The following is an 886-nucleotide window of genomic DNA, read 5'->3' as shown; positions in this document are numbered from 1 at the left end:
CCGCTCGACCGCGCGCGCGAAGCCTGGCAGCCCGCCCTCGAGCAACTTGTGCAGCGCGACGCGCGCCACCTCCCGTCCGTTTTCGTCAGCGAACTCATCGCCGGCCCTCGCGCCGACGATTACCTCGCTCTCCTGGGCGACCTCCACGCCACGCTCTACCGTCACCAGCAAGCCCTCGCCGGCCGCGAGAGCGTCACCATGTAGAGATGCGATGAGCGGCGAGGAGCGGTGGCGGATTCTTCGACTTCATGTCGAGGACCAGATACCTCTCACCGCTCTTGCCCGAGAGACCGGGATCGGCCTGCGCACGCTGCAACGCTGGAAGCAGCTCTACCGCGACCACGGCATCACTGCACTCAACCCGCATCCGAGAGCCGACGCGGGGACTCGTCGCACGGCGGGCGAATTGGTTGCGTTCATCGAGCGCCTCGCGTTGACCAGGCCGAGGCCAGCGCTCACGACGCTGCATCGCCTTGTCAGCACCGAAGCGGAGCGGCGGGGCCTGGCGGTGCCGAGCTACGCCACCGTCCGAGATATTGTGCAGTCCCTCGATCCGGCGCTCGTGACGCTCGCGCTGGATGGACCCGCCGCGTATCGCGATCGGCACGAGCTGGTGTACCGCCGCCGAGCCGACCGCCCCAACGAGATCTGGCAGGCCGATCACACCGAACTCGACATCCTCATTACCAGCGCCGCGGGCGGGAAGCCTGATCGCCCCTGGCTCACGATCGTGATCGACGACCACTCTCGCGCGATCTGCGGATACACAGTCTTTACCAGTGCCCCTTCCGCGATGAACACGGCCCTCGCGCTCCGGCAGGCGATCTGGCGCAAGACCGATCCCGCGTGGGCGATGTGCGGCATTCCCGACGTGCTCCACGTCGAC

At 67.6% G+C, this 886-nt stretch carries 1 protein-coding gene and 1 pseudogene; both read left to right on the top strand.

Annotated elements, in window-relative coordinates:
* Positions 1-204: pseudogene (locus ABT08_RS13150) on the top strand (hypothetical protein); the annotation flags it as partial.
* A gap of 7 nt (positions 205-211) precedes the next feature.
* Positions 212-886, top strand: a 675-nt coding sequence (locus tag ABT08_RS13145; protein ID WP_288115255.1) for a TnsB C-terminal domain-containing protein, incomplete at its 3' end; no start/stop codon positions are given.

It is taken from the genome of Microbacterium sp. SCN 71-21, assembly GCF_001725695.1.
Taxonomy (GTDB): Bacteria; Actinomycetota; Actinomycetes; order Actinomycetales; family Microbacteriaceae; genus Microbacterium; species Microbacterium ginsengisoli.
The sequence above is the reverse complement of the archived record's forward strand: the minus strand, read 5'-3'. Positions and strand labels throughout refer to the sequence as shown.